Origin of the sequence: Chitinophaga sp., assembly GCF_036566945.1 — a bacterium.
Taxonomy (GTDB): Bacteria; Bacteroidota; Bacteroidia; order Chitinophagales; family Chitinophagaceae; genus Chitinophaga.
In genome coordinates, this window is sequence record NZ_DATCVJ010000744.1 from 1 (window position 1) to 8,069 (window position 8,069).

Below are 8,069 nucleotides of genomic sequence, written 5' to 3' on the forward strand. Positions count from 1 at the left end.
ATCTCCTAAATCCCTTTTAATCTTAAAAAAATAAAATCAGTCTAATCATAAAAATCAGTCTAATCCTGCGCCCAAAAAATACGCGTACTTTCGCACCCTAAAACAATTGTTATGTGGAAAGGGATACTGCTGGTGCTATTGGGCGCCTGCAGCTTCGGGATATTATCAACGATCGTTAAATCAGGGTATCAGCAGGGATATACATTAGGAGAACTTTGCAGCGTGCAGGCTGGATTCGGGATGCTGGCGTTGTGGATCATTCATATATTATCGGGCCGTAAAACATATGGACTCAATAACCGGGACGTACGTACCTGTTTTATACTGGGTAGCTCCACGGGCCTGGTCAGCATTACTTATTATCAGAGTGTACAATATATTCCAGCCAGCGTGGCCATCATACTGCTCATGCAGTTTACCTGGATGAGCATGCTCGTGGAATGGGTCATCTATAAAAAGCGGCCTTCTCCGGTACAGTGGCTGGCAGTATTTTTTATTCTTGGAGGTACTTTACTGGCGGGCGGGGTATTCAATGCCGGCGAAACAACCCTTCACTGGAAAGGAATAGGGTTTGGGTTGCTGGCGGCCATGTGTTATACCGTTTTCATTGTGGTGAGTGGCCGGGTGGCGGCTTCTCTGGGGCCGGTACTGAAAAGCGCCTGGATAGTAACCGGGGCTTTTGTAATTATCTCCCTGATTTTCCCCCCGTTTTATTTAGGGAATGGCCGGTTGACCGGCACCAACCTGTGGATCTGGGGAATTCCCCTGGCGCTTTTCGGTACGGTGCTGCCACCCTTCCTCTTTTCCAAGGGTATGCCGCAAACAGGGGTATCCCTGGGCGCTATCCTCAGCGCGGCGGAGTTGCCGGTAGCCATGCTGGCGGCCACCATTTTTCTGCATGAAACCGTATCTGCCCTACAGATACTGGGGGTGGTGATCATATTAAGTGCTATTGCTATGGCGAATCTGAAAGGTCGTAAATGAAAACCCATGAGGTGTTTTTTTTATCTATCTTTGCACCCTCTATTAGTGATTTACGAACTGTTTTTTCATGAAAGCATTTAATTTTTTTATTCTATATCGCCTCCCAATAGGTATTGTATTATTAGCAGGCGGTATTGCACTGGGCTTAACTGTAGGCTGGTGGGAAGCTACGATTGTGCTGGTATTGGCACTGGTATGTTTGGTTACACACGTGATGTTTGGTCCCATGAGAATGGTACAGGAAGCCGTGGAAGCAGGAGATATTGAAAGGGCTACTGCACTGATGAACCAGGTGAAATTCCCTAAACTGCTGTACAAACCTATCCGCTCTGTATACTATTTTATGCAAAGCAATATGGCCATGTATTCCAATGACCTCGATAAAGCTGAAGCCACTATCCGTCAGAGTATTAACTCTGGTAGTCCGATGAAGGAATACGAAGGCATGCAATACTTTCAGCTGGGCACCATCGCCTATCAGAAAAATGATTTGAAAACGGCTGATCAAAACCTGAAAATTGCTATGCGCAAAGGTTTGCCCGACAAGGAAAACACGGCTGCTGCCCTGTTAACCCTCGCATCCATTGCCATGAGCCGCCGTGACTTCAAATCTGCCAAAGAATACTTCCGCAGAGCCAAGGCACAAAAGCCTACCACTGCGCAGATCGTGAGCCAGATTAAAGAAATGGATAAATATATTTCCCGGATGCCGGGGTAGCTTTTAGCAGTTAGCTTTTAGCTTTTTACAACAATGCAGCGTAGATGAAGTAGCCCACTTTTATCTACGCTGCATTTTTAATTTTTTCCACATAAAACTTCGCGGATGCCATCAAAATTTTACACTACCTTTCTTTTCTTACTGCTATCCATAGCCGCTATCGCACAGGATTCCAGCCGGGTTAATCAGTTGAATGAAGTTACCGTAACGGCGAACAAAGGTCCGCAGAAGGCCAGTGAAACCGGCAAAGTAGTCACCATTCTTTCGAATGCATACCTACAGCAGAATAGCGGTAAAAGTATTGCCAGTATCCTGAATCAGCAGACCGGCTTAACGGTCATCGGTGCTGAAAATAACCGGGGTACCGTACCCAGCGTGATTATGCGGGGTGCTACCAGCGGCAATGCCCTTATCCTGGTAGATGGTTTATCTGTTAGTGATGCTTCTCAATCCAACAATAGCTTTGACCTTAATTTTATTACGCCAGACCAGGTAGAAAGAATTGAAATACTCCGTGGTAGCCAGTCTACGTTATATGGTTCTAACGCAGTAGCCGGTGTAATTAATATTATTACCCGCAAGAGCGGAGATAAGAAATTTGCCGCAGGCTTAAATGGCAGCTTCGGCAGCTACCGCGATTTCCAGGGTAATGTAAATGTACACGGCAACATACAGCGCTTTTCTTACCTGGTCAACTATAAGCATGAACAAAGCGATGGCTTTTCTGATGCTTACGACTCTACCCACAAGGCCAATTTTGATAAAGATGGCTTCCGGCAAAATGCCGTATTTGCCAAACTGGGACTGAGCGCGGGCTCCCGCTGGAATTTCCAGTACCTGTTGAACTGGAATGACTATCATCACGACCTCGATGAAGGCGGCTACCAGGATGATAAGGATTATACCGGCGCCTCCAAATACCTGCTCAATGGCGTTAGCAGTGAGTACCGCTTCAAGAATGGTTCCTGGCATGTATTGTACAGCTACCAGCGTACTAATCGGAAAGTGGTCAACGACTCTTCTTTCCTTGTTCCCGGCGCCTACGCAAAGTTCGATAGTACCTTGTTTCAGGCAAATACACACCAGGTAGAAACGTATGTAAACTGGGATGTTACCAGCCAGATACGGCTGATCGGTGGCGCAGCGTACACCCGCTCCAACATGAAACAGCAGGATTATCTGCAATCATCTTACAACCCCAGTCCTGATACCACCACCTTGTCGCCGGATAGCTCTCATACCAGTCAAACCAGCCTGTATGCCTCCATCCTGTTACACAACCTGGGGGGCTTCAACCTGGAACTGGGCGGCAGGTTTAATTATCATAGTTTATATGGAAACAACCAGACTATTTCCCTCAATCCTTCTTTCCTGATCAATAATCATCATAAAATATTTGTTAATATCTCTTCAGCTTACAGTGTACCTTCCTTGTACCAGCTGTATACCAACAACTATGGCAATACAGGCCTGAAGCCGGAAACCACCACCAGCTATGAAGTGGGCTACCAGGCCAGTGTAGCACATAACCGGCTGGACTTCCGGATAACCAATTTTTGGAGAGATACCCGCGACCTGATCATCTTCTTTTATGATCCGGCGACGATGGCCAGCCAGTACCGCAACGCCAACAAGCAAAAGGCCTATGGGGCTGAATTGGAGGCTAGCTGGCTGATTACAAAAGGATTGGTATTGACCACCAATTATACGGTGGTAGATGGTCGTATTACCATCTCACAAAATAACAAGGATACTTCTTACTACAACCTGTATAGAATACCCAAATTCGCGATGAATGCGACTTTAGGCTATCAGGCAACCCCTGCCCTGTACCTATCTGCTACTTATAAATATGTAGGGGAACGATTCGAGGCAACCGTACCTATGGGGGATTATTATACCCTGGATTTATACGGTGAGTATAAATTTGGTAACTTGCTTAAAATTTTCGCCGGGTTTAGAAATATTACAGATTATCAGTATTTTGATATTTCCGGTTATAATTCACGTCGGTTCAACTTTACCACCGGCATCACAGTCAATTTGTAAACATTAAAACCAACATAATGTCTTTAAAGAATCTTAATCCGCGCTTTGGTGTATTGTTGCTTTTCATTCTGGCAGCAGGTGTAATACGCGTCGTGTTGGGAGCTGATACGAACATGTCACCAATAGCTATGTTCACGCCTGTTGGCGCGATGGCCTTGTTTGGCGGGGCTTCCTTTTCACAAAAATGGAAATCATACGCCTTTCCTTTGCTGGCCTTATTTGTCAGCGATGTTATCCTGATGCAGTTTTTCCATCAGCAATATGCAGACGGATTACTCTACAGAGGTTGGATCTGGAATTATGCCAGCTTTGTGCTGATCGTATTACTGGGACAACTGATGATCAAAAAAGCAAGCGTAATGAATATCCTGATGGGTTCTGCAGGCGCTGCGCTCATTCACTTCTTCGTATCTAACTTTGGCGTGTGGATCAGTGGATCTACCAATATGCTGACCGGCTTACCTTATACCAGGGATCTGGCAGGTATCAGCAGCTGTTATATCCAGGCGATTCCTTACATGTGGTATGTACTCGCAGGTAATCTTATCTACAGCACTATTTTCTTTGGCAGCTTTGAATTGGTAAAACGCAGACTGCGTTTTGCACAGTAATATTTTGAATTTTCTTTTTAGAGATTTGGATTTGGGGCAGATGAATACATTTGTCTGACTCCAAATCTCTAAATTATTATAGGGGTTTCTCTCTTCTGCATCAGCATTCTGTACAGCACCATATACTACAGTCACTAACTGTAATACCCATACGAAAACAAGACATACGTAAATAAATAACTAAACATGCGCAGTATTTCACGCAAATTCCAACTTTCTTTTATTGTAGCAGTCATCTCTATAGCGGGTTTTACCTCCTGCTCAAAAGATAACCAGGCAGAAATAGTAGTTCCTCAGATTGTAGCTCCGGGTTTGAAAGATGGTAAAGACACCGTTTATATAGGCGATAGCAGGGTATTGAATCCCCAGCTGGCCGATGTTAAAAATCCAACATTCCAGTGGCTGGTAAATGGTGTACCTGCCAGTACAGATTCGACCTTCACGTTTACAGCAACAGAAAGGGGTGATTATACCATTTCTTACAATGTAATTTCCGGCAATGCCATGGCCAATTACTACTACCAGATCAAAGTACTGGGTAAGTTTGAAAATGGTTTCTTTATCGTGAATGAAGGCTGGTTTGGACATGAGCCGGGAGATGTAAACTTCTACCGCAACGGAGAAGATACCCTATACCAGCACGTATTTCAACGTAACAATCCAGGCAAAACATTAGGCACCACTACTGAATATGGTGCTATTTTCAACAATACCATGTATTTCGTGTCCAAGCAGGGAGCCGCTTTAGTAGCAGCAGATGCCGGTACGATGAAAGAAACCGGTCGTATTGATCAATTACCGGCAACGCCTAATTCCTTTGTTGGTGTAAATACCGGTACCGGGCTTGTGGGTACCGTTAGCGGTGTTTATCCTATTAACCTGCAATCCATGACCGCAGGCAGCAAAATAAGCAGCGTAGACGGCCAGATAGGCGGCATGATACAGTCTGGTGCCTATGTATTTGTGATGTCGCAGACAGACGGCGTAGTAGCGTTAAACAGCAACGATTTCAGTTTGGCTAAAAAACTGGTGAAAGCAGATGCCGGTTTTGCGAAGACACCCGATGGTACCATCTGGGCCGGTCAGGCGAAATACCTGTTTGCTATTAATCCGCAAACATTAAACGTAGATACCATTCCAACTCCGTTCGATATTTACGGCTCCTGGGGCGCATGGAATCCTGGTATGATGACTGCATCTACCGTAGAAAATGCCGTATTCATTGGTAGAGCATTGAACGAATGGGGTAATAGCGGCACTGAAATCTACAAGTACAGCGTAGGTAATACTACTTCCCTCCAAACACCATTTATTACAATTCCGGCTGGCCGTGGCTTCTATGGCGCAGGCGTAAGATATAACCCGGGTAATAATACCCTGGCGGTAACAGATATGAAATCCGGCTTTGGCCAGAACTCTCAGGATAACACCCTTTACATCTACGATGCTTCCAGTGGTGGCCTGAAGAAAAGTGTAGCCTACACCGGCTTCTTCTTCCCGGCAATACCGGTATTTAATTAACAGCTTTTAGCTGTTAGCTATTAGCTGTTAGTGCGAAACTAATAGCTAAATGCTAATAGCTAATGGCTAAAAGCTAACAGCTACATGCTAGTTCTCATTACAGGTGGGGCGCGATCAGGTAAAAGCAGTTATGCGCAGGAAATGGCGCTATCGCAGTGTGCGCACCCGGTGTACGTGGCCACCGCCAAAGTATGGGATGATGATTTTGCACAACGGATACAACGACATAAGGAAGAGCGGGGCCCGATGTGGATCAACTATGAACAGGAATTATATGTAAGCCGTTTACCATTGGATGGGCATACCGTAGTGATAGACTGTGTTACCTTATGGCTGACTAATTTTTTCGAACAACAGGCGTATGATGTGAGCAATACCCTGGAAGCTATAAAAGCAGAAATACACACGCTGCAACAAAAAGCCGGTACTTTTATTGTGGTCACCAATGAGATAGGCATGGGCGTACATGCGGAAACAGCCGTGGGGCGGAAGTTTACGGATTTGCAGGGTTGGGTAAACCAATACCTTGCACGTATAGCCAACACCGTAGTGCTGATGGTATCCGGCATACCCGTTGTAATAAAAAAAGAAGCGTAATAAATAAACAGACATGATGAGCAATATCCGTATCACACCTGTATCACAGGAATTGAGAGGCGCATTACAGGATAAAATAGATCAGAAAACCAAGCCCCCCGGATCACTGGGAAAACTGGAAGGGATAGCGTTGCAGGCAGGTCTGGTACAAAATACGCTGACACCGGTTATTAAAAATCCATCCATCATTGTATTTGCAGGCGATCATGGCATTGCTGCCGATGGACAGGTAAATCCTTTTCCACAGGCGGTGACAGCACAGATGGTCCTTAATTTTCTACAGGGTGGCGCTGCCATCAATGTGTTTTGCCGGCAGCATCATTTACAGCTCACCGTGGTAGACGCGGGTGTGAACCATATATTTCCGCCACATCAGTTGTTGAAAGACCGCAAAATGGGCATGGGTACACAGAACTTTCTGCATATGCCTGCTATGTCGCTCGACCAGTGTAAACTGGCCATGCAGGCGGGTGCGGAAGAAGTAAAATTATTACACGAACAAGGTTGCAATATTGTAGGCTTCGGGGAAATGGGAATTGGCAATACTTCTGCGGCAGCATTGCTGATGAGCCATTTTACCAAAATTCCCGTAGCAGAATGTGCCGGCGCCGGTACCGGCAGCAATGTACAGCAGCTGGCACAAAAACGTGCGGTGCTGCAACAGGTGGTGGCCAAACATGCTTCCCCGGCATCACCGGAACAGGCACTGGCTACCTTTGGTGGTTTTGAGATTGCCATGATATGTGGCGCCATACAGCAGGCTGCAGCCCTGCAGATGCTGGTGGTGATAGATGGTTTCATTGTTACAGCAGCGTTGCTGGTAGCCGCCAACATTCAGCCAGCGGTAAAAGACTATTGTATTTTTGCACATTGCTCAGAAGAAAAAGGGCATAAAGCGATGCTGCAGCACCTCGAAGTAACACCTTTATTACAAATGGATATGCGTCTGGGAGAAGGCACCGGCGCGGCATTGGCGATACCCCTGGTACAAAGTGCCGTAGCTTTTCTACAGGAGATGGCCAGCTTTAACAGCGCGCAGGTATCAAATCGTACCATATGAAGAAACAATGGCAGTTGTTGCTGACCGCTATCATGTTTTATACCCGTATACACGTTCCCGTTAGTATTCCATATACACCGGAAATGTTGAGTAAAGCTACCCGTTACCTTCCCCTGATAGGATGGATAACGGGTGGTTTTATGATTGCCCTGTTGTATGTGCTGGGTACCATTGCGCCTCCGATGGTCAGCATTTTGCTGGCGATGATTATGGGCGTATGGGTGACCGGCGCTTTTCATGAAGATGGCTTTGCTGATATGTGCGATGGTTTTGGTGGGGGCTGGACAAAAGAGAAGATTCTGGAGATCATGAAAGACAGCCGTATTGGTACTTACGGGATGTTGGGGCTTTTGCTGATCATGACTTTAAAGTTTCTGGCGTTGCGGCAACTGTCGCTGTCACACGTAATGATTACAATAATGGCCACGCAGCCGCTGAGTCGTTTTATGGCCGTTACGGTGGTGTACACACACAAATACGTTCGTGAAAATGATGATGCCAAAGCCAAACCCATTGCGCAGGGCATCAG

Annotated in this window: 8 protein-coding genes; all 8 read left to right on the forward strand. The window is 46.0% G+C overall.

Annotated features, from left to right (window positions below):
- The first annotated feature begins 111 nt into the window (after nucleotides 1–111).
- A complete protein-coding gene (locus tag VIP81_RS22350; protein WP_331966616.1) occupies nucleotides 112–984 on the forward strand; it encodes a DMT family transporter in 873 nt (290 codons plus the stop codon).
- Nucleotides 985–1,051: 67 nt separating this feature from the next.
- A complete protein-coding gene (locus VIP81_RS22355; RefSeq protein WP_133807478.1) occupies nucleotides 1,052–1,702 on the forward strand; it encodes a tetratricopeptide repeat protein in 651 nt (216 codons plus the stop codon).
- A gap of 105 nt (nucleotides 1,703–1,807) precedes the next feature.
- On the forward strand, nucleotides 1,808–3,751 hold the full coding sequence (locus tag VIP81_RS22360) for a TonB-dependent receptor (protein ID WP_331966621.1): 1,944 nt from the start codon (nucleotides 1,808–1,810) through the stop codon (nucleotides 3,749–3,751).
- A gap of 17 nt (nucleotides 3,752–3,768) precedes the next feature.
- On the forward strand, nucleotides 3,769–4,362 hold the full coding sequence (locus VIP81_RS22365) for a DUF6580 family putative transport protein (protein ID WP_331966624.1): 594 nt from the start codon (nucleotides 3,769–3,771) through the stop codon (nucleotides 4,360–4,362).
- Between the two features lie 186 nt (nucleotides 4,363–4,548).
- Complete coding sequence (locus VIP81_RS22370) at nucleotides 4,549–5,883, forward strand: DUF5074 domain-containing protein (protein ID WP_331966627.1); 1,335 nt, start codon at nucleotides 4,549–4,551, stop codon at nucleotides 5,881–5,883.
- 84 nt (nucleotides 5,884–5,967) lie between these two features.
- The gene (gene cobU, locus VIP81_RS22375) at nucleotides 5,968–6,480 is read left to right on the forward strand and encodes a bifunctional adenosylcobinamide kinase/adenosylcobinamide-phosphate guanylyltransferase (RefSeq protein ID WP_331966630.1); all 513 of its coding nucleotides are present in this window, start codon (nucleotides 5,968–5,970) and stop codon (nucleotides 6,478–6,480) included.
- A 13-nt stretch (nucleotides 6,481–6,493) separates the two neighbouring features.
- On the forward strand, nucleotides 6,494–7,540 hold the full coding sequence (cobT, locus tag VIP81_RS22380) for a nicotinate-nucleotide--dimethylbenzimidazole phosphoribosyltransferase (RefSeq protein WP_331966633.1): 1,047 nt from the start codon (nucleotides 6,494–6,496) through the stop codon (nucleotides 7,538–7,540).
- On the forward strand, nucleotides 7,537–8,069 hold a 533-nt coding region (locus VIP81_RS22385; RefSeq protein WP_331966636.1), incomplete at its 3' end, for an adenosylcobinamide-GDP ribazoletransferase. The genes cobT and VIP81_RS22385, both read left to right, overlap by 4 nt.